The sequence below is a fragment of the Nannocystis exedens genome (genome assembly GCF_002343915.1).
GTDB classification, from domain to species: Bacteria; Myxococcota_A; Polyangia; order Nannocystales; family Nannocystaceae; genus Nannocystis; species Nannocystis exedens.
The window spans coordinates 239,775-264,725 of record NZ_NETK01000002.1 but is presented as its reverse complement, the minus strand read 5'-3'; the positions used below and the strand labels follow the sequence as shown (position 1 = coordinate 264,725).

Below are 24,951 nucleotides of genomic sequence, written 5' to 3'. Positions count from 1 at the left end.
AAACTGCTCCTGCGCGGCCTGCGACGCCCGTCTCGCCCGTATCCGGGGCCTGCCAGGCGGGGCCGAAGGTTTACCCGTGGGGCGATCCAGGTCAAGCTCCCCGCGCCGCGTTTCTCGGCGCCGGCCGCGGCGGATCGGCCTGGGCGCGGCCGGTCCGGTGTGTCATAAGTGGAGGTCCCTTGAACCAGGTCGCGACCAACGTTCGCTGGCACCATGCCGCCGTCGGCCCCGAAGAGCGCGCGCAGCGGCTCGGTCAGCGCGGCGTCGTCGTCTGGCTCACCGGCCTGTCGGGCGCCGGCAAGAGCACGATCGCCGCGCAGGTCGACGCCCAGCTCCACGCCCGCGGCCGCCACAGCTACATCCTCGACGGCGACAACCTGCGCTTCGGCCTGTGTCGAGATCTCGGCTTCTCCCCCGAAGATCGGGCCGAGAACGTGCGCCGCCTCGGCGAGGCCGCGCGCCTGTTGCAGGACGCCGGCCTCATCGTCCTCGTGGCCGCCATCAGCCCCTACCGCGACGACCGAGCCCGCGTGCGCGAGCGGTTGCCCGCGGGACGATTCCTCGAGGTGTTCGTCGACGCCCCGCTGGCCGTGTGCGAGTCCCGCGATCCCAAGGGCCTGTACCGTCGCGCGCGGGCCGGCGAGATCGCCGGCTTCAGCGGCATCGACGCCCCCTACGAGCCGCCGGAAGCGCCGGACCTGCACCTGCTGTTTCGCGCCGACGCGAGCTCGCCTGACGCGCCCGTCGACGCGAGCCCGGCTCATGCGGAGCACGGGCCCGGCGGCGTCGGGGAGCGCCGCGTCGCCGTCGGCGCCTCGCCGGACGAGCACGCGGCCGCCATCGTCGCGCTGCTCGAGGTTCGCGGCCTGCTCGCGCCGCCGGCAGGCGCCTGAGACGGGTCCATGGCGTGCGAACGGCCGCCGCGACGTCGCGCGCAAACGCACGAGTTTTCCGGGCCATGCCTGCGTGACGGTGCCTCCGGTCGGTGGCGTGCGTGACGGGGCTCCGGTGAAATCCCGCCGCCCCCCTGTTGCGCGACACCGGAGGGACCCATACTCTCCCCCGCGAATGAGCAAGGACGATCTGATCGAGTTTGAGGGAACCGTCACCGAGGTTCTCACAGGCGGTTTGTTCAAGGTGGAGATCGATCCGGACCACCACGTCCTCGCCCACCTCGCCGGCAAGATGCGGCGCTTCCGCATCAAGGTCGTGCTCGGCGACCGCGTCACCGTCGGCGTCACGCCGTACGATCCGACCCGCGGTCGCATCGTCTATCGCGCGCGTTGAACCCACCTGTCCTTCGGGACAGATCACGCACGCGCGAGCACGTCCTCCGGCGCAAGTGGGGGTGGCAAGTGGTTCGAGGTCGGCGCGGAGGCCTTTCAGGCGCTCCGCGCTTCGTTTATGCACGCGTCGCGCGAGCGCCCGCGGTTGCCGGCCCCCGGGATCGGTGGTAGTGGAAAAATCATGGCTTGGGCCGGACGCGGCGGAAAACGGGTGGGTTTGGTGGCGTTGCTGGCGGGCGTCGTCGCGCTGCAGCCGGGGTGCTCGAACGACACCGGCCAGACCCCTGTCACCGACGCCACCGGCTCGCCCGTCACCGAGGGCGACCTCACCGGCGACACCTCGACCGGCAGCACCGAGCCGACCACCACGATCGACACGAGCACCGGCCCGGTCGAGCAGTGCGGCAACGGGGCGGTCGACCCCGGTGAGACCTGCGACGACGGCAACCTCGACAACTCCGACGCCTGCCTGAACAGCTGCGTGCTCGCCGTGTGCGGCGACGGCTTCGTGCAGAACGGCGCCGAGGCGTGCGACGACGGCAACTCCGACAACTCGGACACCTGCACCGCGCTGTGCCAGGAGGCCCGCTGCGGCGACGGCTTCGTCCAGCTCGGCGCCGAGGCGTGCGACGACGGCAATTCGCAGGACGACGACGGCTGCACGACCGCGTGCGAGGCCGCCCCGGTGATGCTGTGCGGCAACGGCGAGGTCGACGAGGGCGAGCAGTGCGACGACGGCAACGCCCTCGACGACGACAACTGCCTGTCGAGCTGCGTGCCCTACTCGTGCGGCGACGGCTTCACCCACGCGGTGTTCGAGGAGTGCGACGACGCCAACCTCAGCACCGACGACGCCTGCGTCGAGTGCATGGCCGCCTACTGCGGCGACGGCTACCTGTGGCCCGACATGGAGGCCTGCGACGACGGCAACCTCGACAACAACGACGACTGCCTGGTCGACTGCTCGCAGGCCAGCTGCGGCGACGGCTTCGTCCACAACAGCGACGAGGTCTGCGACGACGGCGTCAACGACGGCAGCTACGGCGGCTGCGCCCCCAGCTGCGCCGCGCTCGGGCCCCACTGCGGCGACGGCCAGGTCGAGCTGAACATCGAGACCTGCGACGACGGCAACGTCGTCCCGCTCGACGGCTGCGACGACGAGTGCCAGAAGGAGCTGCCGGCCGAGTGCCTCACCTACGTGCCGCTCGCCGAGCCCGACCGCAACTCCACCTTCAACGACGGCCCGGGCAAGGTCACCAAGTGTGACAAGCTGCTCGAGAACAAGTGGTACCGCCTCACCGGCCCGGCCGGCACGCTGATGCCGACCACCGCGCTCGAGCCGTTCGACTGCGGCACCGACGCTCCCGGCTGGATGGTCGGCGTCCATCCGACGGTCGACGAGGGCGTCGTCGATCGCCAGGTCTGCTTCGCGTGGGACACCGACTGCCAGTGGGAGTCCACGATCCAGGTGCGCAACTGCGGCGATTACTACGTGTACAGGCTCGCCGATCCCCCCGACGAGTGCCTCCGCTACTGCGGCCTCGACGGCTGACGTCACGCCAGCCCCCGCGCGAGCCTCCGCTCTCCGGCGCGGCGGGCGCGATTTCGCTCACCCGCCCGACGGCCCGATTCGGCCCCGACGACGGCGATCCGTTGTACGCTGGCCGCGGAGACGCGCCATGCACCTGACCCCCGAGCAGGAGTGGATCCTCGTCGCCTGCGGCCTCATCGCCCACGCTGACGGCGAGATCAAGCCCGGCGAGGCCGACCTGATCCTGACCATGCTGGACGAGCACCTCGACGAGGCCGAGAGCCGGCGGTGGTTCAGGATGCTCGGCGACCTCAACGCGCTCCACCGGCTCTTCGACGACCTCCCGCCGCCGCTGCCCGCGTTCACCGAGACCACGCTCGAGCGCGCCTGGGCGATGGCGCTGGCCGACGGCGAGGCGAGCGCGGCCGAGGTGGCGATGATGGAGCGGATCGCCGCGCAGCTCGGCGTCACGCCGAACGAGCTGGCGCGCTGGCGACGGCAGTGGACGGAGCAGGCCGCCGACCTCGGCGAGCACATCGCCGCCTTCGCCGCGGTGATGATCCACCTCGACGGCGTGCTCGACCCCGAGGAGATCGATCAGTACCGCGCGCTGCTGGGCCGCCTGCCGCTCACGCCCGAGCGCCGCGACGTGCTCGCGCGCGAGTACCTGTCGAAGCGGCCGGAGCTCGACCACGTCGGCGCTCGCCTGGCGGCGCTCCCGCGCGAGCGCCGCTTCGCCGTCCTGCGCGCCATCGGTCCGCTCGTGTCCGCCTCGAGCCGCGCCGACCTCGGCCGCGACTTCTTCCTCGAGCTCGCGGCCTTCGCCGCGGTCCCGCGCGAGCAAGCGCTGCGCCTGCTGTACGCCTGAAGCGCGCGCGGCTTGCCCCGGCGCCCGACCGCGGGGACACTGTGAGCATGCCGGGTCCCGAGCCGCGCGCCGCGTCCGACAACCTGCTGTGGCCGATCGATCGCGTCTTCCTGTTCGGCTTCGCCCCCGCCGGCCTCGCGACCGCCGGGACGCTGGTGATCCTCGCCCTGCTGGCGTGCACCTGCCCCGACGCCCACGAGGCCCTGGTGACCGCCCTGTTCGTCGGCCAGGGCGCGCTGTGGCTGGTGTTCGCGCCGATTTACCTGCTCGGCTGGGTCCACCGCCACCCCCGCCGCGCCGTCGCCGAGACCGGCTGGCTCGGCTCCGCCGCCCTCGCCGCGCTGGTCTGGCTGCTCAACATCCTCGTGTTCGCCGCCCTGATGGCCGCCTTCGGCTGGGGCGAACGTGTCCCGTGGGTCATGCTCTGAGGAGCATGACGCCAAGGACATGACGCGAAAAGCATGCTTTTCGCGACATGTCCCGGAGAGCACCTCAGCGGGTCACGCTGAGCTTGCTGCGCGCCGCGTGGTGCGCGAGGGCCAGCTCGCACAGCTGGCTGATCAGCTCGGCGTAGGGCACCCCGGCCCGCTCGACCAGCTTCGGGTACATGCTGATCGTCGTGAAGCCGGGCATCGTGTTGATCTCGTTGAGGTACGGCTGGAGCGTCTGGCGGTCGACGAGGAAGTCGATGCGCGCCAGGCCCTTGCAGCCGGCGACCCGGAACGCGCGCAGGGCCAGGTCCTGCAGGCGTTCGGCGGCGGTCTCGGGCAGGTCGGCGGGGATCTGCAGGGTCGCCGCGTCCTTCAGGTACTTGTTCTCGTAGTCGTACCACTCGCCGGGCGGCAGCCCGATCTCGCCGGGCGCGCTGACCAGCGTGTGCGCGTCGCCGTTGCCGAGCACCGCCAGCTCGATCTCACGGGCGTCGATCCCCTTCTCGACCACCAGCTTGGCGTCGTAGCGCGACGCCAGCGTCAGCGCGCGCCACAGCCCGGCCTCCTCGTCGACGCGGCTGATGCCGACCGAGCTGCCCTGGTTGGCCGGCTTGACGAAGCAGGGGAACCCGACCTCCTCGACGATCGCGTCGACGATCTCTTGCCGCTGCGCCGCCGTGCCGAGCCCGTGGGCGTCGACCTCGAGCCACGGCACGACCGGGATCGCCGGCGACTGCGTCGCGAGCACGTGCTTGAGCAGCGCCTTGTCCATGCACAGCGCCGACGCCAGCACGCCCGAGCCGACGTACGGCAGGCCGAGCACCTCGAGCAGCCCCTGGAACGTCCCGTCCTCGCCGTAGGGCCCGTGCAGGACCGGGAACACCAGGTCGGGCGCCAGCTTGCGCAGGTCGGACACCGGCTCGCCGGTCTCGAGCACCGCCTCGAGCGACCACTCGGCCGGCCCCGTCCACCAGCTGCCGTCGCGCCGGATCCCGAGCAGGATCGGCGTGAAGCGCTGGCGATCGATGGCCTTGAGGATCTCGGCCGCGCTGCGGAGCGAGATCTCGTGCTCCGAGGAGCGACCGCCGAAGACGATGAGGAGACGTCGGGCTGGCATGGGCGGGTGGACGCTACCACCGCGCGACGGCGATGGCGATACGGCGCCCCGCCGTGACGCGCTGGCGCCGGCGGACATTCCCCGGCCGCCCGTCGCGCGCCCGGCGACCGATCTCCTCGCCCCTCGCGCGCCCGTGGCCCGCGGACGAGTCCGGCCGCCGCCGCCGCAGACCTGTCTCATTCGCCAGGTCGGCCTCGGCGACCGCGACCTCGCGCGGCCGCGGAGGCCCGGTCCGGACATGCCTCCGCTCGGCCGCTCGCCGCCCGCTCGGCGTCCGCGTGGCAGCCCTTCGGCGCGCTCGCGTCACCGGGCATCACCGTGTGGCCGGCCGTTCGGCCCGCGGAGTCGCGGCCTTTCGACGGGACGCGCGGTCGGGGGCGGGCCAGCGAAGGACGAGGCCGCGCGCCGGGCCGCCCACCTGTCCCCTCCGCCAGGTCGACCGCCGGACCTCGGGCTCATCCCGCTCGCCCGACCGCGTCTCCCGCGGCGGCGCTCAGCCTGCCCGTTCGATCATGTCCTCGCGTACCTGTGCGATTCACCAGGAACAAACGCACAGGTCCGATCGGTCAGCCCGCGTCGAGGTGCTCCAGCAGCGCCAGGACGATGCGATCCTGCAGCCGGCGGCTGCGCGGCATCGCCAGGTTCTTGCCGTTGATCAGCACGCTGAAGCCGAGCGCGCGGCGGCCGTCGGGTGTCGCCGCGATCCCCGACAGCGCGCTCACTCCGCCGATCGTCCCCGTCTTCCCCCGCACGCGCCCGTGGCCGCCAGGCATGCGCAGGCGCAGCGTCCCCTCGCCGCCCGCGCCTGCGAGCGCCGGCACGATGCTCGCCGCCGCCCCCCCCTCGTCGCGGGCCAGCGCCAGCACGCGGACCAGCCCGCGCGCGCTGACCCGCCCGCGCAGGCTCAGGCCCGAGCCGTTCTCCGGCTGCAGCTCGCGCGGATCGTTGCCGGCCGCGCGCCAGAACGCCTGCAGGGCCGCCCGGCCGTTGTCCCACGAACCTGGCGCTCCGGACATCCGGCGCCCGAGCGTGCGGACCACCTGTTCGCTCGTGAAGTTGTTGGAGTACTTGAGCGCGCTCGCCAGGATCTGCGACAGCGGCGGCGACACCAGCGTCGCCACCTCGCGCGCATGGGCCGAGGCCGCCCCGCTCTCGACCGGCAGCAGCGGCCCGCCGAGCTCGTGCAGCACCGCCGCGAACGCCTCGCCGGCGAACTTGCCGGGGTCACAGATCCGCCGTCGCACCGTGATCGGCTTGCGCTTGGCCGCCCCGGTCACCGTCAGCACCGTCCGTCCGCCCTCGCACGTGCTCGTCACCTCGAGCGCGCGCCCGCGGAGCGGCCGGGCCTTGTTCACCACCGTCACGTGCTCGCTCGCCGGCGTCACCTCGACGTGGACCGCCTTGCCGTCGGTGCGGACCGTCGTCTCGACCGTGTTGAAGCTCAGCGACAGCGCCCCGCTCGGCGCGAGGTAGCTCGGGCCCGGGCCCGGCGGCTCCTCGTAGCCGGGCCCGACGCGCTCCGGCGAGAAGGCCCGCTCGTCGATCACGATCCGCCGCACCCCGGCCAGCGCCTCGGCGGCCAGCGCCTTGCTGGCCAGCGCGTGCAGCCCTTGCAGCTGCAAGCTCGGGTCGCCGTCGCCGATCAGCACCAGCGCGTCGCCGTCGCGGACCAGGCGGGTCTCGAACCGGTAGTCGGGCCCGAGCAGCTCGAGCGCCGCGACCGCGGTGAGCACTTTTTGGTTCGACGCCGGGTTGAGGCGGGCCGCGCCGTTCTGGTCGAAGAGCCATGTCCCTTCGTCCAGGTCGGCGACGTGGACCGCGACCCCCGGGCCGGCGCGGCGGACCAGCTCGGCCAGCTTGCGGCGCAGGCTCGCGTCGCCGGTCGGATCGGCCGTCCAGTCGCGCGCTCGCGCCCGCGCCGACACGTCGGCCAGGCGCACGGCCACCCGCTGGGGCCACGTCTGCGCCGCGAACGGCGCGCCGGGACGCGGCGGCAGCACCGGCTCCTCCGGCTCGACGGCCTCGCGGATCGACTGCGGCGCCGGGGCCGGGCCGGGCGAGCGCGGACCGGCGGTCGCCAGGCCCGCATACGCGGTGATCAGGGCGAGGGCGAAGCTTGCGAGCTGCGGGAAGGAGCGGGTCACGGCGGGATATCCCACCATGGCGTACCCGCCCTCAGCGCTCAAGAAATCGGACTTTCCGCCCGTTCGGGGCCATCGCCCCGACGCGCGCCCTCGGATCGACGAGGGACGCGGCCTGCCCGGCGCGCTTTCGCGCTGACCTTCGGGACAGGCCGTCACCTCGGCGGGACCGACTAGCCCTTGTCGGTCTTCTTCTTGGCCTTCGTCTTCTTGCTGCCGGACTCGGCCTGGACCTGCTGCTTGTTGGCCAGGCGGGTCGCCTTGACCTCGGCCGCCTTGCGCTTGAGGCGGGCGATCAGCTTGTTCCGGCTCCGGCGCTGGCGCATCTTCGGCGTGTGGCGGTTATCTCCGTATCCCATGGCGGCAAGGACCTCTGTGGCGGCAAATGTTGGTCTGCGGGGCCTGATTCGCCCGTATTCGGGCAATTGGGCGGCCCCGGGCCGGCCGGGGGCCGGCGCTTTCGGGCGGCGTAGGATGCGTGAGCGGCCCCTCAGGGTCAAGCGCTGATTTCCGGCGCGGCCGCTGGCGCCGCGCGAGCGCCCCCTTCCCCCGCGCGCGGGGCCTGCTAATGTCCGCGCCCCATGCTCGACATCCACGTCCTCCGCGAAGACAGCGCCCGGATCGCCCAGAACCTGCGCGACCGCCACGCCCGCGTGTTCGAGGACCTCGCCCCCGGCGCGGCCGCCGACCCCGCGGGCGCCGACTGGGCCGCGCAGACCGTCGCGCGCCTGGTCGACCTCGACGCCGCCTACCTCGGCCTCCTCCGCCGCCAGGACGAGCTCCGCCAGCAGCAGAACCAGACCAGCGCCGCCATGAAGTCGGTCGGCTCGCTGCCGAAGGACCAGCAGGCGGCCGAGCGGGCCCGCCTGATCGAGCAGGGCAAGCAGCTGCGCACCGACGAGAGATCTCTCGTCGACCAGACCGAGGCCGCCCTGCGCGCCCGCGACGAGGCCTGGGCTCGCGTCCCCAACCTCACCCACCCCGACACCCCGCGCGGCCGCACCGACGACGATCACCGCGAGCTGCGCCGCGTCGGCACCCCGCGCGACTTCGCGGCCGAGGGCTTCGCCCCGCGCGACCACCTCGCGGTCGCCGAGTCGCTCGACCTCGTCGACTTCGAGGCCGGGGCCAAGGTCGCCGGCCAGAAGTTCTACTACCTCAAGCACGAGGCCGTGCTCCTCGACCTCGCGCTGCAGCACTTCGCGCTCGGCGTCGCCGCGCGCCACGGCTTCGCGCTGCACACCACCCCCGACCTCGCGCGCGACGAGATCCTGCGCGGCCTCGGCTTCCAGCCGCGCGGCGAGTCGACCCAGGTCTACAGCGTCGCCGACAGCGACCTCTGTCTGGTCGGCACCGCCGAGATCACGCTCGGCGGCATGCTCGCCGACGCGATCCTCGAGGAGGAGCAGCTGCCGCTGCTGCTCGCCGGCCTTTCGCACTGCTTCCGCACCGAGGCCGGCTCCGCGGGCCAGGAGTCGAAGGGCCTCTACCGCGTGCATCAGTTCACCAAGGTCGAGCTGTTCGCCTTCACCACCCCCGAGCAGAGCGAGGCGATGCACGAGCGCCTGCTCGCGATCGAGGAGGAGATCTTCCAGGCCCTGAAGATCCCCTACCGCGTCCTCGACATCGCCAGCGGCGACCTCGGCGGCCCGGCGTTCCGCAAGTTCGACCTCGAGGCGTGGATGCCCGGCCGCGGCGCCCACGGCGAGATCACCAGCACCTCGAACTGCACCGACTACCAGGCCCGGCGCCTGCGGATCCGCTACCGCCCGGCCGGCGAGGGCAAGCCCAAGCCGCGCCACGTCCACATGCTGAACGGCACCGCCGTCGCCACCTCGCGGGCGCTCGTCGCCATCCTCGAGAACTACCAGCAGCAGGACGGCACCGTCGCCGTCCCCGAGGTGCTGCAGCCGCTGGTCGGCAAGCCGGTGATCGGCCCGCGCCGCCGCGCCTGAACTCCTCGACAGGTTTTCCACGACAGGTCCTTCACGACAGGTCCCAAGCGCCATGTCCCAAGCGCCATCCCCTGCTCCGCGCGTGCTGTCGGGCATCCAGCCCTCGGGCGTGCTCCACCTCGGCAACTACTTCGGCGCGATCGCGCAGCACATCGCCCTGCAGGACCGCTACCCGGGCGAGGCGTACTACTTCATCGCCGACTACCACGCGCTCACGACCCTGCGGAACCCCGAGGCGCTGCGGCAGAACGTGTTCGACGCCGCGGTCACCTACCTCGCGCTCGGCCTCGATCCGGCCAAGGCGCTGCTGTTCCGCCAGAGCGACATCCCCGAGGTCCACGAGCTCGCCTGGCTGCTCGCCTGCGTGACGGGCCTCGGCCTGATGGAGCGGTCCACCAGCTACAAGGACAAGATCGCCCAGGGCATCAAGCCGAGCGCCGGCCTGTTCAACTACCCGCTGCTGATGGCCGCCGACATCCTGATCTACGACGGCACCCTCGTGCCCGTCGGCAAAGATCAGCTCCAGCACGTCGAGTTCGCCCAGGACATGGCCACCTACCTCAACGAGGCCTACGCGGCCGGCGGTCCGCCGCTGCTCGTCCGGCCCGAGGCGATCCTCGGCAGCGCGCCGATCGTCCCCGGCTTCGACGGCCGCAAGATGTCGAAGAGCTACGGCAACCTCTTGCCGCTGTTCGAGTCGGGCAAGAAGCTGCGCAAGCTGGTCGGCCAGATCGTCACCGATTCGACCCCGCTCGGCCAGCCGCTGAACCCCGACACGTGCAACGTCTACGCCCTGCTCAAGCTCCTCGCCGACGAGGCCGAGCTGGCGCAGATCGCCGAGTGGTACCGCGCCGGCGCTCGCGACGGCCAGCCGTTCGGCTACGGCCACGCCAAGATGCTGCTCGCCGACAAGCTCGACGCCCACTTCGCGCCCGCCCGCGCCCGCCGCGAGCACCTGCTGCAGCACCCGGACGAGGTCGAGGCCATCCTCCGCGCCTCGGCCGAGCGCGCCCGCCCGATCGCCCGCGCGACGATCGACCGTTGCCGCCGCGCCGTCGGCCTCGCCTGAGCGGCCGGCACCGCGCCGGCAGAGCTCGGCCGAGAACACGGTCGTCCTCGCCTCTGAGCGCACGCCGCCGTGCCGCTCGGCGCAACCGCGCAGCTCGTCGCCTGCGCAGACCTCCTCGCTCCCGAGCGCACGCCGCGGTGCCGCCCGGCGCAACCTCGCGGCTCGTCGCCTGCGCTGGCCTCCTCGCTCCCGAGCGCACGCCCCCGTGCCGCTCGTCGCAACCTCGCGGCTCGTCGCCTGCGCAGGCTCCCTCGCTCCCGGGCGCACGCCGCGGTGCCGCTCGGCGCAACCTCGCGGCTCGTCGCCTGCGCAGGCCTCCTCGCTCCCGGGCGCACGCCGCCGTCCGCCTGTCGCGACCCCGCGGCGAGCAGCCTCCTGGCTGTCGCGGACCGCCGCCTCGCCTCGCCCGCGCGGCTCGCCTCTGCCAGACTCGCCGCGCCATGGACGTCGAGCTCCGCAGCCTGCGCGGCGTCGCCACCGACGCGCTCACGGCCCTCGCCGAGGACATCTTCGGCCGCGGCGAGCGGGCGCCGGGGTGGTTCGCGCGCAAGCTCGAGCGCGAGGGCGTCGACCGCGAGCGCTCGGTCCTGGCGGTCGCCGCCGGTGCTCCGGAACATGTCCCTCATGACATGCTCTTCGGATACTTCCTCATCGGCCAGGATCCATCCGACCGGATCGCCCACTCGGCCGGCCTCGGCGTGATCGCGGCGCGCCGCGGCGGCGGCCTCGGTCGCGCGCTCGTCGAGGCCGCCGCCGCCCGCCTCGCCGGTCGATTCACGGCCCTGCGCGTGCTCGCCGAGCCCGAGCGCGAGGCCTTCTACGCCCGCCTCGGCCTCGTCGTGACCGCCCGGCGCCTGACCCTCCTGGCGCATGGGACATGCCCGATCTCCCATGCCCGATGGGACCGTGAGCTCGCCGATCAGGCCAAGCAGCCATGGTCCCCCGCCCCCACGAGCAGCGACGCGATCGAGGTCTGCGCGTGGCGCCCCGGCGCGTGGGCCCGCACGCCGCCGGCGCTCGCGGCCACGCTGGAGCCGCTGCCGGGCGCGTGGGCCCACGTCTCCCGCGAGGGTCGAGCGCTGCTGGTGCAGCGCATGCTCGTCGCGCGCGGCGTCGATCCGCTGGCTGCGGTCGCGGCCTTGCTCGCGACCACTCCCACGACCATGCCGCTGCTCCTGTACGGAGTCGACCCGGTGAGTTCGATCACCGCCGCGTTGCTGCGAGGCGACGACGCCGGGCGCTCGCGGGACGCCTTGCGCCCCGCGCAGCAACTCGCCGAGTTTCGCGTCGCGCAGCGGTTCGCGGCCATGGATCTCGCGCTGACGCGTCAACTAGACAAGCTCGCGCCGGGCGATGGATGATGCGCGCGGATCGATCCGGAGCTTCACCGTGACCTTCGTGCATGACCTCGCCAAGACTGCAGCCTTCGCCCTCACCGCCGCCCTCACCCTCGCCGCCTGTCGCGGCGAAGATCCGCTGACGAGCGCGAGCGCCGGCACCGACACCACGACCACCAGCGGCGGCGACACGAGCTCCACGACCGGCACGGACACGCCGACCACCAGCAGCACCTCCACCACCAACGACAGCTCCACCACCGCCGTCGATCCCACGACCGGCACGCCGACCACCACCAACATGTCGGCCGGCTTCATCACCACCGACACCACGCAGGGCACCACCGGTCCGGGCAACCCGCAGCCGAACGGCGGCATGTGCCAGACCGACGACGACTGCGAGTCGATGAACTGCTACACGAGCCCGCTGTTCCCCGACGGCGGCATCTGCTCGGAGTGCAACGAGGACGCCGACTGCGTGCGCGCCGGCACCGGCATCTCCTGCTCGCTCGGGCCCAGCGGGGCCACCTGCGCCGCGGGCGGCTACGGCAACCAGTGCATGTCGCAGGACGCCTGCCAGGACGGCCTGATCTGCGGCCCCGCGGTCGACCTCCCGATCCCCGGCATCATCCCCGACACCTGCGGCGAGTGCTCCGAGTCGGCCGACTGCGACATGGGCATGATCTGCACCCCCGAGCTCGACATCCAGGCGTTTAGCGGCGCCAAGAAGTGCGTCGAGCCCGGCAGCGTCGAGAACGGCGCCCTCTGCCCGCTCGGCGAGGACGACGCCGACGCCGCCTGCGCCTCGGGCAAGTGCGGCGAGGTCGACGTCATGGGCTTCTTGACCCTCGGCGTGTGCGGCGAGTGCAAGACCGACGCCGACTGCATGAACGGCACTTGCACCCCCGGCTCGCTCGGCCAGGGCGGCGCGATGGGCAGCGTCTGCCAGTGACCCGTCGTTGACCCGCGAGGTCCGCGCCTCGCGCCCGCGGGCCTCGTCCGTTCTCCATCGCCGCAGGAAGAGACATGTCCACATAGACATGTCCCTCGGCACACCTTCATCACGAGGTCGTCACCCGGGCGCTGATTCCCGCGACGACGCGCCCTCGATGGCCGTCACTCGCGGGTCTCCCCGCGCCGCCTGCGACGCCGAAGCGACCGGCGAAGCTGCGGAACGAGAGCGGTCGCCGAGCGGCTGTACCTCCATCAGCGTTTCAGCCGCTCGCGCCTCTCTCTCTCCCGCCCCGCACCGACTCCCGCGCTCCGTCCTCGCGGTCGTCACCCGCGCCGGTCGCGACGCACCGCTCGCGCTCAGGCCGCTGCGGCGCCCCGCGGCTCGTCCGGCCTACGGACGACCAGGCCCGGCGCGACCGCTCACTCCCCCGCGCGGCTGAGCCACTCGCGGCGGCCCTTGCTCCCGGCCTGGAACGCGATCCCCGCGGCTGCCTCTTCGGCCATGTTCCACACGCCCTGTCCCCAGATTCCTGCCCCGACGAGCATGCCCGAGAGGACAGCCGCCACGACCAGCGCCGCTCCCCGCGGTCGCGCCGGCCGCTCCGCCTCGCCGGGGGCCGGGGTCAGCGCGGCGAGCAGCGGGCGCAGGCAGGCCCAGCCGACCAGCGCCGCGCCGGCCGCGGCGGCCGCGGCCATCGCCCGGACCAGCACGTTGCTGTCCTCGAGGACAGCCGTGAACAGCCACCAGCGCCCCGGCAGCCCCGCGGTGGGCGGCGCCCCGGCCAGCGCCAGCGCGCAGATCGCCAGCGAGGCCGCCAGCACCGGGCTGCGCCGGACCGCGCCGGCCAGGTCGACCAGCCCGCGGTTGGCGTGGACCGAGGCGGCCGCGGCCATCGCCGCCGTCGCCGCCAGCACGAACACCGCGTGACCGATCACGGCCGCCGCCACGGCCGCCTCCGCCGCCGTATGACCCCAGAGGTAGTGATCGGCGACCTCGAGCCCGCCGGCGCGCAGCCCCGCGTGAGCGACGAAGTTGGCGGCCGCGGCGATCGCCAGCAGCGTCAGCCCGACCTGCGCCGCCCCGGCCCACGCCAGGAGCCGCCGCAGGTCAGCGGCCCGCACCGCACGGATCCCGCACACGACCACCGAGACGCCGGCGACCACCGCCGCCGCGGTGCCCCAGCCGTAGGGCGCGTAGACCACCCGCGGGGCGTGCAGCGCCGCCACGAACACGCGGATCAGCGCCGCCACCGCGGCTGTCCTCACGACCAGCTCGGTCGCCACCCAGCCGCACAGCCCCGCGCGCCCGGCCACCCGCGTGCGCCCGGCCAGCAGCGGGAACGCCCCCGCGCGGACCAGCAGCCCCGCCAGCACGAGCAACGCCCCGGGGACGTACAGCGCCGCCGGGGCCATGCCCTCGACGGCCGCGTCGCGCGCGTGGGCGATGAGCCCGGCCGGCATCGCTTCCTTCGCCTGCAGCACGTCGACCGCGGCCTGCGTCGTGTTGGCACCCCAGCGCAGGAACACCGCGCCGACGCGCGCCCCGAGCTCGTGCAGCCGCACCGTCCCGGTCGCCGCGACGACCAACCCGACGCCGAGCCACAGCAACCCCGCGCCGACGCCCTGTCCCAAGAGCCAGGTCCGCGCCGACTCGCGCCCCGCCGCCGTGGCCCCCTCCGCCGGCTCGCCCTCGCGGCCGGCCGCCAGGCACAGCCCACCTGCGAGCGTCGCCAGCTCGAGGCCGACGCACAGGCTGGCCCAGTCGGCCGCGCGCACCGTCAGCATCGCCCCCGCGCCCGCGAGCAGCAGCATGCCGCGGCCCCAGGTCGCGCGGGGATCGGTCCCCGACCGCGGGTCGGCGACCACCGCCGCCAGCAGCACGGTCACCAGCAGCGCGTCGAACAGCGCCGCCAGTCGATCGACGACGATCGCCCCGCGCGCCTGCAGCTCGCCGATCAGCTCCGGCGCGGTGAGCCCCGCCAGCGCCGTCACCAGCGCGAACGCCAGCCCGCCCGCCGGGACCGCCCGACCGAGCGCGAGCCGTCCGAGCGCGGTTGGTTGCCCCGCTCGCGCCGCGAGCAGGCTGAGCACGCCCCACAGCCCGACGATCAGCGCCGAGGCGAACGGCACCAGCGCCTCACTCATCGCCCGCCCTCCCCCGCGACGCGGCCCTGCCGCGCGCCCCACTCGCCGAGCCCGCACACGGCCCGCCGCGCGTCGATTCTCGCTGCGACGCGGTCGCGCTGCGCTCCGCCTCCGGCACGGCCCCCGGCCCGCCCACTCGCCGAGCCCGCACACGGCCCGCCGCGCCTCGATCCTCGCTGCGACGCGGTCGCGCTGCGCTCCGCCCCCGGCACGGCCCACCGGCCCGCCCCCTCGCCGAGCCCGCACACGGCCCGCCGCGCCTCGATCCTCGCTTCGACGCGGTCGCGCTGCGCTCCGCCTCCGGCGCGGCCCCCCGGCCCGCCCCCCTCGCCGAGCCCGCACACGGCCCGCCGCGCCTCACTCACCGCGCACCTGCCTCTCCGCCTCGCTGGCCAGCCCGGCGCGCAGGCCCGCGAGCGGCGACTCGCAGCGGGTCGGCAGCACCGGCGGCAGCAGCACCGGCACGACCCGCGGGTCGACCAGCGCCAGGCAGCGCTGCAGCGCGCTGGCGCGGACCCACGCCTCGCCCGCCTCGTCGACGCGCCCCAGCACCAGGTTCGGCCGCGCGATCGCCACCGCCACCACCACGGCCAGGGCCGCCGCCGACCAGCGGGTCGGGACATGTCCCGAAGAATCTGCTCCATCAGCCATGTCTGCGACGACATGTTCCTTCGACCCTGTTCCCCGGGACATCGCCGAGCCGGCCAGCCCGAGCGCCAGGGCGGACCCGCAGGCGCACCACGGCCCGAGCGCGCCGAGCGTGAGATCGGCCGGACGCAGCGCCGCGCCGACCACCAGCGCGCCCGCCAGCGCCGCGGCCAGGCCGAGCACCACCCGGGTGACCGCGTCGGCGCGCGCCAGCCCCGGCTGGCCGAGCCCGGCCACCACCGCCAGGAGCAGCGCGCCCGCCAGCCCCTCGTGGGTCAGCGAGGCCACGCCGACCACCGCGACGCTCCAGCCGACCAGCGCGATCCGGGCCGCGCGGCGCTCCGGGTCGGTCTCCACGCGCGCCGACAGCCCGGCGTAGATCGCCCCCAGCGTCGCCAGCCCGGCCAGCCACGGCGCCGTCGCGGCCGCGCCGAGCGGGACCAGCGGCGCCCACACCCGGATCAGCGCGTCGAGCCCGAGCCAGCGGACCGGCCCGGCCAGCAGCCGCGCCGTCCCGCGCGAGCCCACGGCTGTCCCTTCGACCAGCCCCGCGTGCAGCGGCCACAGCCCGATCGCCAGCGTGCCCGCCAGCGCCAGCGCGGCCGCCAGGGCCGTCCCGGCGCCCGCGGGCACGCGCACGCTCGCCAGGTCGACCAGCGCCGCGCTCCACGTCCCGCTGCTCGCGCCGCGGTGGGCCACGGCCAGGCCCGCGCCGACCAGCAGGATCGCACCTGCCCCGAGGGACAGGAACAGCGCCAGCGCCCGCCCGGCGATCCGGCCCTCGGCCTCGCTCGCCCGCGCCCCCAGCAGCCCCAGCACCAGCGCCGGCGCCAGCGCCCACGCCGCCGCCAGCACCACCGCGTCGTCGGCCAGCAGCGCCCCCAGCACCGTCCCCTGCAGCGCCAGCAGCCCGGCCAGCCGATCCCGACGGCGCGTCTCCTCCTCCAGCACCGCCAGAAGCCCCGCGATCGCCGTCGCCACCAGGCCGAGCGCCGCCAGCGGACCGAGCGCCAGACGCAGCGCGACCCCGCGGCCGAGCCACGGCAGGTCGATCGCCGGCGCCCCGGCCGAGCAGGCGAGCGCCGCCGCCACCCCGATCGCCGTCGCCCCCAGCGCGCAGGCCCGCGCCGCCTGCCGGGGCAGCAACAGCACCGCCACGGCCGCGAGCCAAGGCAAGCCCGCCACGATCCGCAGATCCGCCAGCGCGCTCACGGCCGCCCTCCCGCGGGCCCGGCCGCGCCCGCCGTCGCGCCGCCCTGTCCCGGCCGTTCAAGACCTGCCCCCTCGGACATGTCCCCAGCACCAGGCCCAGGCGGCTCGCCGGCGCGGGCGGAACCTGCCCCTTCAGACATGCCCGCTCGGCCAGCCCCGGTCGAGCGCACCGGCGCCCCTCCGACTCGCCCCGAGCCTGCCCCGTCGCTCTCCCCGGCGGTGGGCGCAGCGCTGCCGGAACCTGCCCCTTCGGGCATGTCCCCGGCGCCAGCCCCGGACTTCTCGGCGCGGCTCTCGCCCGCCCGCGCGGCACCGGCCCCTTCGAGCATGTCCCCGGCGCCTGCCCCCGGGCTCCCTGCGCGGCTCTCGCCCGCCCGCGCGGCACCGGCAGCGCTTGCCCCTTCGAGCATGTCCCCGGCGCCAGCCCCGAGGTGCTCTGCGGCCGCGCCGGCGCCTGCCCCTTCGGGCATGTCCCCCGCGCCAGCGCCTGCCCCTTCGGGCATGTCCCCCGCGCCAGCCGGATCCAGGCCGCGGGGCGCCGGTCCGATGTCCTCGCCCTGCCCTTCCAGCCCCGGCCCGGGCCCGCGCACGCTCGTCTGCGGGGCCGCCTGGCCGCCTCCGCGGCGGGCGCCGGCCATCGCGGCGTCGAGGCCGCCGAGGTCGACCGGATGCACCCGCGTCGGCCCGAGCACCACCACGTCGGGGTTGCAGAACACCGAGCCGAGGATCGCCAGCGTCCCCGCGATCGCCAGCAGCAGCGGCCCGCGGACGTCGAAGCGGCCGGGCGCGACCGTGACTCGCTCGTCACCTGGCCACAAGGTCAGGCGCCCGACCAGCCGCTCGCCGAGCCGCAAGAGCCGCGGGATCGTCGGCCCGGCCGCCCCCGCGGGACGCGGGCGCGTGCGGGCGGGCGCCGGCTGGATCCGCGGCGCCAGCGCCAGCCCCACCGCGATCCCCGCCGCCACCAGCCCCGCGCCCACCCATGGCCCGACGATCCACGCGCCCGGCCGGGGCCCCAGCGCGTAGGCCCCCTCGAACATCCGCCCGGCCACGAACAGCGGCCAGATCCGCGGCGCAAGCGGCCACAGGGCGGCCGCCACCGCCGCGAGCGCCAGCACCGCGCCGACCCCGAGCAGCAGCGGCGGCGCCTCGGGCCGCGGCCAACCTGGCGCATCGGTCCTGTCCGTGAGGACACGTCGTACCCCGCTCGCCGCCCCCGCCACGCCGACCAGCGCGAGCGCCGGCGCCAGCGCGTTGAGCCCCGACGACCACGCGCTGAGGTCGTTCCACAGCGCCGCCACGGCCGGTCCGAGCGCGACCGCCAGGCCGAGCGCCGCCACCGCGGCGATCCCCGCGCGCAGCCGTCGCGGCGCGAACAGCCCGGCGATCGGGGCCGCCCACGCCAGCCCGCCGGCGACGAGCAGCTGGGCCGCCGCGATCGGCTCGCCGATCGCGATCGTCGCCGTCGCGATCGCCAGCGTCGCCACCGTGCCGCACGTCAGCGCCCGCGCGCTCGTGCGGGCCCGGGCCGCCTCGATCCCGGCCCACGCCGCCGTCCCGGCCGCCGCCGCGGTGAGCAGCGCCAGGGCCGTCGGCGCGGTCGCCAGCGCCACCTGCGTCCGCAGCAGCACCACCCCGAGCGCCGGCGCCGCCACGCACGTGGCCACCAGCGCCGGCGCCGGGCCCTCGGCCCACGCGCGGGCCAAAAGCCGCGGCCACGCGACCGCCCACGCCAGCGCCGCCGCGCCGGCGGCCAGCGTCGCCACCGCCCCCGGCGGCAGCCCGAACAGCGGCCCGCCGATCCGCCCGCGGACCAGCTCCGAGCGCTCCTGCGCGAACGAGGCCCGCTCGAGCCGCATCAGGTCGAAGTCGCCGGCGGCCGCCAGCCAGGCGACGATCGCCAGCGCCAGCCCCGCGCCGACCAGGCTGAGCAGCCATGTCCGATCGGGCATGTCCGAAGATACATGGTCGCTCGGCCATGCCCTGAGGGCCAGCACGACGAGGCCGACCCCGATCGCCAGCTGGACCAGCGTCCCGCCGCTCGCCACCACCAGCGCGCCGCCGGCGGCGAGGGCCAGGCGGGCGCCCGGGCGGCCGCCGCCGGCTGTCCCGAAGGCCAGGCTGGCGACGACCCCGAGCACGAGCGCCGCCAGGGCGACCACGGCCAGCGCCAGGCCGAGCCCGTCGAGCTGGACGATCCAGTCGATCGTGGTCGTGCGGCCGACGCGGATCCACGCGAGGCGGTGCTCGAGCTGGTCGCGCTGGATCGCCTGCCACAGCACCAGGCAGGCCAGCACCGCCGCCAGCAGGGCCGCGCGGGCCGCCGCCGCGTTGGCCGAGGCCACGCCCCAGCGCCGCTCGAGCGGCCGGGCCAGGCCGACGAGCGCGAGTCCGACCGCGGCCGGGAGCAGCGTCGCCGCCAGCGCGCCCATCACGAGCCTTCCCGGTCCGGCTCGGGCGAGAGCGTCGCCAGCACCACCGCGTAGGCGCCGGCGAGCGCGAGCAGCAGCGCCGCCAGGCCGTGGATGTCGGCGTTCGCCCACGCGCGCGCGGCCCCGACCAGCACCGTCGCCGCGCCGACCAGCATCACCACCAGCGCCAGCGTCCGCGCCCAGCCGTCGGGGCGCAGCAGCACGCCCGCGAGCCCGAGCAGCCACAAGCCGCTGGCCAGGTAGTAGACGTGGGTGATGGGCACGCGCGGTCTTATATCCGATGCCGCGGCGGCCCGGCGCACGCGGCTGCCGCCACAACGATCACGAGCCCGACGCCGAGCAGCCCCGGCGCGCCCGCGAGGGCGGCCCCCAGCCCCGGCAGCTTGCCCCACCCGGAGCCCGGCGCCAGCTCGCGGCCCGTCCACAGGAACTGGCGCGCCCACGTACCGACCAGCACGAACACGAGGCCCGCCACCGCGCCCGTCACCGCCGCGATCCGCCGCGCACCGAGCCTCGCCGGCGGCGGCGCGCCGCCCTCGGGGGCGCCGGCGCGCGCCGGGCTGCGCACCACCCTCATCACCAGCGCGGCCGCGCCCACCGCCGCGACCGTGACCAGCGCCAGCCCGGTCGCCTCGTACAGCAGCATCACCCCGGCGAGCGCCAGCGCCAGCACCATCGGCGCCCACGCCGGCGCGCGCCACACCGCGACCACGCCGGCCGCCAGCGCGACCGCGGCGAACGCGGCGAACAGCGCGGTCGTCATCATCCCCGCTTGTAGCTCGGATCGATCTTCATGCACACGGCGCGCTCGCCGAGCACGAAGTTGGGGTCACGGCGGATCTGCGGGTCGATCTCCTCGACCGAGGCCGGCGTCGCGCCGAGCTTGCCGGCGAAGAAGTCGGTCGCGTCGGTGGTGACGAGGTAGACCTGCTGGACCCCGAGCATGCGCGCGCGCCGGAGGATCCCGTCGGCCAGCATCCAGCCGAGGCCCTCGCCGCGGCGCTCGCGGTCGATCGCCAGGTTGAACAGCAGCGCCTGCGCGCCGACCATGCGCAGCGACACGCAGCCGACCACCGCGCCCTCCGGCTCGCGGATGATCAGCGTCTCGGTGGTGTCGCCGGGGCTCGTCGGCGCCAGCCCGTACGAGGTGCACAGCGCGTGCACGGCCGACAGATCCTCCGGGGTCGCGAACATCACCGCGTCGCCGAGCGCCTTGAGGATCTTGTCGCCGAGCCCGCCGAACGAGCCCGAGGTGAGCAGCAGGATCGTGTCGCCCGGCGCGGCCTCGGCGAGCACGCCCTGCGCGAGGTCGTCGACGTCGGCGTGGGCGGTCGCCTCGACGCCGTGGGCGTTGATCGCCTTCGCCAGCGCCTGCGGGTCGAGGCGCTGGTCCGGCGGGATCTTCTCCGGCCGGAACAGCGGGCCGACGAGCACGCGCGACGCGGCCGCGAAGCTCTCGGCGTAACCGTCGCTGAACACGGCTCGCCGCGACGACGCCGAGCGCGGCTCGAAGCACACGAACAGGCGGCCGTTGGGGAAGCGGCGGCGGATCGCGGTGGTGGTGAGGCGCACCGCCGTCGGGTGGTGGGCGAAGTCGGTGACGACGCGGATCCCGCTGGCGATGCCGAGCAGCTCCTGGCGCCGCTTGACGCCGAGGAACCGGCGGACCGCGTCGTGCAGCGCCGGCACCGACGCGCCTTCCTGGCGGGCCACGGCCAGCGCCGCGAGGACGTTGCCGAGGTTGTAGGTGCCGACCAGCGTGGTCTGGAACTCGCCGAGGCTGGAGCCGCGCTCGAACACCTCGAACACCATCATCCCGCGGCCGCGCTTGGCCTCGACGCGGCAGGTGTAGTCGGCGGAGCGCGGGTCGTCGCCGTCGCCCAGCACCCGGTAGGTGGTGACCTTGCAGCGGGCCGCGCGGGACACCTCCATCGCCCCGGCATCGTCGGCGCAGACCACCAGGTCGCCCTCGGGCGGGATGAGCTCGACGAAGCGGACGAACGCCGCCTTGACCGCGTCGAGGTCGGCGAAGATGTCGGCGTGGTCGAACTCGACGCTCGTGACGATCGCGCGGAACGGGCGGTAGTGGAAGAACTTCGAGCCCTTGTCGAAGAACGCGGTGTCGTACTCGTCGCCCTCGAGCACGATCGCGGGCCCGCGGCCGAACAGGTAGCCGCGGCCGAGGTTGATCGGCACGCCGCCGACCAGCGCGCTCGGCTGCTGCCCCGCGACCTGCAGCATCCACGTCAGCAGCGACGACGTGGTCGTCTTGCCGTGCGTGCCGGCGACCACCAACGCGCGCCGCTCGGGCAGCACCACCTTCTCGAGCAGCGACGGGAAGCTCTCGAGCGCGAGCCCGCGCGCCTGGGCGCCGACGACCTCGACGTGTTCGCGGCCGCACACGTTGCCGACGACCACGAAGTCCGGCCCCCAGTCGAGGTTCTCGGCCCGGAACCCCTCGAAAACGGGGATCTTGGCCGCCTCGAGCTGGGTCGACATCGGCGGGAACAACTGGGTGTCGGAGCCGCGGACGTCGTGCCCGGCTTCCTGCAAAAGCCCTGCGAACGCGCCCATACCGGTGCCGCCGATGCCAATGAGGTGGACCTTCAAAGCGGCGGCAAGGATGGACCTCTCCCGCGCGGACGGTCAAGCCGGCCCATGGGTGCGACCGGACACACGCGCGGCGTCACTGTCTCTGGCGCGCCCCGCGAATTGGTTCACAAGAAGGAAGACACGCCGGTGGTCGGCGCCGTCGCTTGCCGGGGGAAGGGCCATGGGAGATCTGACCGTTCGTCGCGAGCGCCGTGCCTTCCCGCGCGTGCGTGTCCGCATCGACTCGCTGGTGAGCACGCCCGAGGGTCCGGTGCGCGGACAAACCCTGGACCTCTCGGCCGGCGGCGCCTTCGTCACCACGCCGCGCACCGTCGCCGTCGGCACGCCCGTGCGCCTGACGATGCACCGCGGCGAGGCCAGGAACCCGCTCGTGCTCGACGCCGAGGTCGTGCGCGTCGGCGGCACCCGCGAGGGCCGCTTCCCTGGCCTCGGCTTGCGCTTCGTCGGCCTCACCGAGCTCGAAGCGATGCTGCTGCAAGCGGTGCTGAGCAGCGCCGCCTGAGCTATAGATCGCCGCCATGCTCGACCTCAAGGCCAAGCTCGCCGCCGCCGGCCTCGTCACCCCGGAGCAAGTCGCCGCCGCCGAGCGCAAGAAGGCCGGCAAGCCGGCCGCCAAACCCGCCGCCAAGCCCGCGCCGGCCGCCCCGGCCAGGCCCAAGTCGGGGCTCGACGTCGCCGCCCTCAAGAAGGCCGGCAAGAGCGAGATCTACGACACCGTCCGCCGCGTCGTCGACCGCACCCGCCTCGACCCGGTCGGCGGCCTGCCGAGCGAGCGCGCCGAGGCGTTCCACTTCCCGACCGACAAGGGCTCGCTCGGCCGCCTCACCCTGGAGCCCGAGCTGCACGCGGAGATCGCCGCGGGCCGGGCCGCGATCGTCGCGTACATGAGCCACCACGGGCTGGCCCACTGCGTCGTCCCGCGCGCCCTGGCCGAGGACCTGGCCGAGGTGGTGCCGCTGTGGCTCCGCGTCTGCAAGGACCACCCCGCGGCCGGGCAGCTCGCGCCGCCCCCACCCCCTCGCGAGGACCGCGGCGCAAAACCGACGCAATCGGGCTAGCCAACCCCACCGGCCTGTGATACACACCGCCTCCCCGGTCGCCCGGGGGAAACCACAGAAACACGGCGATTATAGCTCAGCTGGTTAGAGCGCTCGGTTGTGGTCCGAGAGGTCATGGGTTCGAATCCCATTAATCGCCCTCCAAACAGCAAGTTCAGCGCCCCACAGCCTCCGGCTCGTGGGGCGCCCGAGCTTTCGGGGCCCGCCGGAGCCTGGCCGCCCCCCCTGACGCAGCCCGCAGGCCGTGCGCGCCGGCCTCCGCTTCCGCCGGCGCGGCCGCCCGCGTGGCGCCGGCGGTCCCGTGGAGTCCGCCGCGCCCGCCGGTCGAGCCCGGCGTGCGTGCTCGCTCGCTCGCGCGGGCCCTCGCCGCGGCCCGTGCGGGCCGGCCGGCATGCTACCCTGCACGGGTTCCACGCACGGCAATTCGCCGCGCGTCTCGCCCTCATGACGCCGCACAGAGTCGCGTGACAGGTCGCACGCCAAAGACTCACCCCCTCGCTGCGGCTGCAGCCTTTGCCGGCATCCTTCAGCTCGTCGCCACGCTCGAGCTGTCGCTGTCGAGCGACGCCGCCGTCATGCGCGCCGCTCGCGAGGGCCCGACGATCTACCTGCTCGCCGCCGCCGCGCTGGCGATCGGCGCCGGCGTGGTCGCGTGGCAGCGCCACCGGCCGCCGCTCGTGTGCATCGCCCTCGGCCTGCCCGCGGTGGTGGTCGCCGCGCTCCTCGTGCGCCTCGGGGGCTCGCTGCTCGGCCTCGCCTACCACGGCGAGTTGCTGCTCCACCACTTCCTCGCGGTGCTGTGCGCCGCGGCCTGCGTCGCGGTGGTGCTCGGCTGGGCCGCCGACCCCAAGCTCGGGCGCTCGCGCCTGATCCCCGCGCTCCCGGCCGTCGGCGGCGCCACGCTGCTGCTCGCCGAGCACCTGTCGCGCCCCCCCGACGCGGCCATCGGTCTCTTGGGACAGGTCGGAACGGCCAGCCTGCTGCTGTCCGCCCCGCTCGGGCTCGCGGCCCTGTGGTCGCACCTCCAGCCGCTCGCGCTGCGCTGGGGCGCCGTCGCCCTGCTCGTCCCGCTCGCGGTCCGCTGCGCGCTCGGGGGCAAGTCTGTCCTTTCGGGCATGCCCGTCGGGACCGACGGCGCCGCGCCGATCCTCGTCAGCACCGGCGTCGCGGCGCTGCTCGGCGTGGCGGTGATGCGGCCCCGGGCCGAGCGCGGCCTCCACGGCGCCGCGCTCGCGCTGTCGGCGGTCGCCTGCTTCACCCTGCACCGCGGCTATACCCAGCGCTTCGGCGAGCTCGAGGCCGCCGTCGGTCAGCTCGCGCGCTCGCTCCTCGGCTTCGAGCTGCCCTACCCCGGCTACCTCCCGGGCTGGCGGATCGTCGGCGGCATGCTGGCGCTGTTCGTCGTGTTCGCGCTGACCGCCACCTCGCTGCTGTCGCGCCGGGATCACGTGCGCGGCCTCTGCCTCGTGATCCTCCTGTGCGCCGGCCTCGGTTTGTCGACCCCGCAGCTGGTGCTGATGACCGGCGCCGGGCTGCTGCTCGCGTTCGACACCCTCGTCGGCGCGCCGGCCCCGGCCCCGCAGGTCCTCGCCCCGCCGCGCCCGCTCGAGGCGATCGTCGGCGAGGCCGCGGGCCTGCTCGGGCTGCCGGCGCCGACCGTGCTCGAGCAGCAGCGCGGCGCCGTGATCGCCCTGCGCGGCGAGGTCGCGCGCGTCGCCGTCGACCTGCGCGCCCGCCAGGACCGCGGCGGCTGGCACGTCGTCCTGCAGGCGGGCGTGCTCGGCCGCGGCGCGCCCGACGTCGAGCTCGTCCCCGGCCGCGCCGGCGACGAGCCGCACCCGCTCGTCGCCGGCCACCGCGCCCGCGGCGACGCCCGCCGGCTCGAGCGCCTGCCCGAGGCGTTCTTGCAGGCCCTCGCGCCGTTCCCCGAGCACCGCACCCGCGTGTGGCCGGGCGGCGTGCAGGTCGAGCTCGGCGGCCGCCTCGAAGCGCTCGACGCCGCCGCGCTCGCGGCTGTCCTTCGGGGCATGTCCGAAGCGACCTAGCGCTTCGAACATGCTCTAGGGAGCATGCCCGTCGGACATGCGCGCGCTCGCCCTGTCGCTGCGGCCTCCCCCCACGCGCGAAACGGCGCGGCGCGGCGCGTGTGAAGAC

21 protein-coding genes and 1 tRNA gene are annotated in these 24,951 nt (G+C 75.0%); 13 read left to right on the top strand and 9 right to left on the bottom strand.

From position 1 onward, the window contains the following. The first annotated feature begins 179 nt into the window (after nucleotides 1-179). The 5 genes from cysC (at nucleotide 180) to NAEX_RS45055 (ending at nucleotide 4,113) form a co-directional block, all read left to right on the top strand. The gene (gene cysC, locus NAEX_RS45075; protein WP_096334113.1) at nucleotides 180-893 is read left to right on the top strand and encodes an adenylyl-sulfate kinase; all 714 of its coding nucleotides are present in this window, start codon (nucleotides 180-182) and stop codon (nucleotides 891-893) included. A gap of 175 nt (nucleotides 894-1,068) precedes the next feature. Further along, complete coding sequence (infA, locus tag NAEX_RS45070) at nucleotides 1,069-1,287, top strand: translation initiation factor IF-1 (protein ID WP_096334112.1); 219 nt, start codon at nucleotides 1,069-1,071, stop codon at nucleotides 1,285-1,287. 180 nt (nucleotides 1,288-1,467) lie between these two features. Then, complete coding sequence (locus tag NAEX_RS45065) at nucleotides 1,468-2,838, top strand: DUF4215 domain-containing protein (RefSeq protein ID WP_170136574.1); 1,371 nt, start codon at nucleotides 1,468-1,470, stop codon at nucleotides 2,836-2,838. Between the two features lie 127 nt (nucleotides 2,839-2,965). After that, on the top strand, nucleotides 2,966-3,685 hold the full coding sequence (locus NAEX_RS45060) for a tellurite resistance TerB family protein (RefSeq protein ID WP_096334110.1): 720 nt from the start codon (nucleotides 2,966-2,968) through the stop codon (nucleotides 3,683-3,685). A gap of 47 nt (nucleotides 3,686-3,732) precedes the next feature. Beyond that, nucleotides 3,733-4,113, top strand: coding sequence for a hypothetical protein (locus NAEX_RS45055; RefSeq protein ID WP_096334109.1), 381 nt, complete (start codon nucleotides 3,733-3,735; stop codon nucleotides 4,111-4,113). Nucleotides 4,114-4,177: 64 nt separating this feature from the next. On the opposite strand, the gene NAEX_RS45050 is transcribed toward NAEX_RS45055, so the two are convergent. The 3 genes from NAEX_RS45050 to NAEX_RS45040 all read right to left on the bottom strand — a co-directional run bounded on the left by NAEX_RS45050 (nucleotide 4,178) and on the right by NAEX_RS45040 (nucleotide 7,733). Further along, nucleotides 4,178-5,233, bottom strand: a complete 1,056-nt coding sequence (locus tag NAEX_RS45050; RefSeq protein ID WP_096334108.1) for a D-alanine--D-alanine ligase family protein — start codon at nucleotides 5,231-5,233, stop codon at nucleotides 4,178-4,180. A gap of 566 nt (nucleotides 5,234-5,799) precedes the next feature. Further along, nucleotides 5,800-7,377 carry a D-alanyl-D-alanine carboxypeptidase/D-alanyl-D-alanine endopeptidase gene (gene dacB, locus NAEX_RS45045; protein ID WP_170136573.1) on the bottom strand — a complete coding sequence of 526 codons (1,578 nt, stop codon included), beginning with the start codon at nucleotides 7,375-7,377 and terminating at the stop codon, nucleotides 5,800-5,802. A gap of 170 nt (nucleotides 7,378-7,547) precedes the next feature. After that, nucleotides 7,548-7,733, bottom strand: coding sequence for a hypothetical protein (locus tag NAEX_RS45040; protein ID WP_096334106.1), 186 nt, complete (start codon nucleotides 7,731-7,733; stop codon nucleotides 7,548-7,550). A 222-nt stretch (nucleotides 7,734-7,955) separates the two neighbouring features. On the opposite strand from NAEX_RS45040, the gene serS reads away from it, so the two are divergent. The 4 genes from serS to NAEX_RS51745 all read left to right on the top strand — a co-directional run bounded on the left by serS (nucleotide 7,956) and on the right by NAEX_RS51745 (nucleotide 12,687). Then, nucleotides 7,956-9,329: a serine--tRNA ligase gene (gene serS / locus NAEX_RS45035; RefSeq protein ID WP_096334105.1), complete on the top strand. Its 1,374-nt coding sequence runs from the start codon at nucleotides 7,956-7,958 to the stop codon at nucleotides 9,327-9,329. Between the two features lie 52 nt (nucleotides 9,330-9,381). Beyond that, nucleotides 9,382-10,398: a tryptophan--tRNA ligase gene (gene trpS, locus NAEX_RS45030; RefSeq protein WP_096334104.1), complete on the top strand. Its 1,017-nt coding sequence runs from the start codon at nucleotides 9,382-9,384 to the stop codon at nucleotides 10,396-10,398. A gap of 440 nt (nucleotides 10,399-10,838) precedes the next feature. Continuing rightward, nucleotides 10,839-11,759, top strand: a complete 921-nt coding sequence (locus NAEX_RS45020; protein WP_100792726.1) for a GNAT family N-acetyltransferase — start codon at nucleotides 10,839-10,841, stop codon at nucleotides 11,757-11,759. Between the two features lie 28 nt (nucleotides 11,760-11,787). After that, nucleotides 11,788-12,687, top strand: a complete 900-nt coding sequence (locus tag NAEX_RS51745) for a hypothetical protein (protein ID WP_170136572.1) — start codon at nucleotides 11,788-11,790, stop codon at nucleotides 12,685-12,687. A 422-nt stretch (nucleotides 12,688-13,109) separates the two neighbouring features. Here NAEX_RS51745 and NAEX_RS45010 read toward each other — a convergent pair whose 3' ends face one another. The 6 genes from NAEX_RS45010 to NAEX_RS44985 form a co-directional block, all read right to left on the bottom strand. Beyond that, on the bottom strand, nucleotides 13,110-14,834 hold the full coding sequence (locus NAEX_RS45010) for a proton-conducting transporter transmembrane domain-containing protein (protein ID WP_096334100.1): 1,725 nt from the start codon (nucleotides 14,832-14,834) through the stop codon (nucleotides 13,110-13,112). A 357-nt stretch (nucleotides 14,835-15,191) separates the two neighbouring features. Next, entirely contained in the window at nucleotides 15,192-16,694 is a 1,503-nt protein-coding gene (locus tag NAEX_RS45005; RefSeq protein ID WP_096334099.1) for a hypothetical protein, read from the bottom strand. After that, entirely contained in the window at nucleotides 16,691-19,126 is a 2,436-nt protein-coding gene (locus tag NAEX_RS45000) for a hypothetical protein (protein WP_096334098.1), read from the bottom strand. The genes NAEX_RS45005 and NAEX_RS45000 overlap by 4 nt, the downstream gene beginning before the upstream one ends. After that, entirely contained in the window at nucleotides 19,126-19,389 is a 264-nt protein-coding gene (locus NAEX_RS44995) for a hypothetical protein (protein ID WP_096334097.1), read from the bottom strand. The genes NAEX_RS45000 and NAEX_RS44995 overlap by 1 nt, the downstream gene beginning before the upstream one ends. Nucleotides 19,390-19,397: 8 nt before the next feature. Further along, nucleotides 19,398-19,892, bottom strand: a complete 495-nt coding sequence (locus NAEX_RS44990; RefSeq protein WP_143140190.1) for a hypothetical protein — start codon at nucleotides 19,890-19,892, stop codon at nucleotides 19,398-19,400. After that, on the bottom strand, nucleotides 19,889-21,736 hold the full coding sequence (locus tag NAEX_RS44985; protein WP_256253998.1) for a GNAT family N-acetyltransferase: 1,848 nt from the start codon (nucleotides 21,734-21,736) through the stop codon (nucleotides 19,889-19,891). The genes NAEX_RS44990 and NAEX_RS44985 overlap by 4 nt, the downstream gene beginning before the upstream one ends. Here NAEX_RS44985 and NAEX_RS54265 point away from each other — a divergent pair. The 4 genes from NAEX_RS54265 (at nucleotide 21,714) to NAEX_RS44965 (ending at nucleotide 24,842) form a co-directional block, all read left to right on the top strand. Next, a complete protein-coding gene (locus tag NAEX_RS54265) occupies nucleotides 21,714-22,241 on the top strand; it encodes a PilZ domain-containing protein (protein ID WP_096334094.1) in 528 nt (175 codons plus the stop codon). The genes NAEX_RS44985 and NAEX_RS54265 overlap by 23 nt on opposite strands. Nucleotides 22,242-22,257: 16 nt before the next feature. Next, the gene (locus NAEX_RS44975) at nucleotides 22,258-22,797 is read left to right on the top strand and encodes a DUF2058 family protein (protein ID WP_096334093.1); all 540 of its coding nucleotides are present in this window, start codon (nucleotides 22,258-22,260) and stop codon (nucleotides 22,795-22,797) included. A 64-nt stretch (nucleotides 22,798-22,861) separates the two neighbouring features. Beyond that, a tRNA-His gene (locus NAEX_RS44970) sits at nucleotides 22,862-22,937 on the top strand. A gap of 435 nt (nucleotides 22,938-23,372) precedes the next feature. Continuing rightward, a complete protein-coding gene (locus NAEX_RS44965) occupies nucleotides 23,373-24,842 on the top strand; it encodes a hypothetical protein (RefSeq protein WP_100792728.1) in 1,470 nt (489 codons plus the stop codon). The last annotated feature ends 109 nt before the right edge of the window (nucleotides 24,843-24,951 follow it).